Origin of the sequence: Hahella sp. CR1, assembly GCF_029813005.1 — a bacterium.
In the GTDB taxonomy this organism is placed as follows: Bacteria; Pseudomonadota; Gammaproteobacteria; order Pseudomonadales; family Oleiphilaceae; genus Hahella.
Map to the genome: position 1 here is coordinate 1 of NZ_JAPELK010000051.1, position 577 is coordinate 577.

The 577-nt window shown below is 50.4% G+C and carries 1 protein-coding gene; it reads left to right on the plus strand.

Translation table 11 applies throughout. The features are described 5' to 3' along the window. Positions 1-550: IS630 family transposase (locus tag ONV78_RS31875; RefSeq protein WP_279508630.1), on the plus strand; the 550-nt coding region annotated here is incomplete at its 5' end. Positions 551-577: the final 27 nt, after the last annotated feature.

The following is a 577-nucleotide window of genomic DNA, read 5'->3' on the forward strand; positions in this document are numbered from 1 at the left end:
TGGACGAGCGAAGGCGGAAGGGGCGGAGATCTATTGGGGGGATGAGACAGGGCTGCGAAGCGACGCTCAACATGGGCGGGGCTATGCGCCGAAAGGGAAAACGCCGGTGATTCGCCTGAACGCCAAGCGTGAGTCGGTCAATATGATCTCAGCGATCAGCAACCAGGGCAAAGTGCGGTTTCAAATCTATGACGGCTCAATGGACGCAGACCGGTTGATAGGGTTCATGAAGCGGCTAATCCAAGACGCCCAACGGAAGGTCTTCCTGATACTGGACAATTTGAGAGTCCATCACGCGAAGGTTGTGAAGGCTTGGCTTGAGGAGAATGAGGATCGGATAGAAGTGTTCTATTTACCCGCCTATTCCCCGGAATTGAACCCGGACGAATACTTGAATTGTGACTTAAAAGCGGGAGTCCACAGTGGTAAGCCGGCACGAAAGAAAGGGGATCTCAAAAAGAAAGTTCGATCACATATGTGTATGTTGCAAAAGAGGCCTTCGAGGGTGAAAAAATACTTTAACCACCCAAGCATCAAATATGCGGCATAGAATGCCTATATCGATGCCGGATTAATA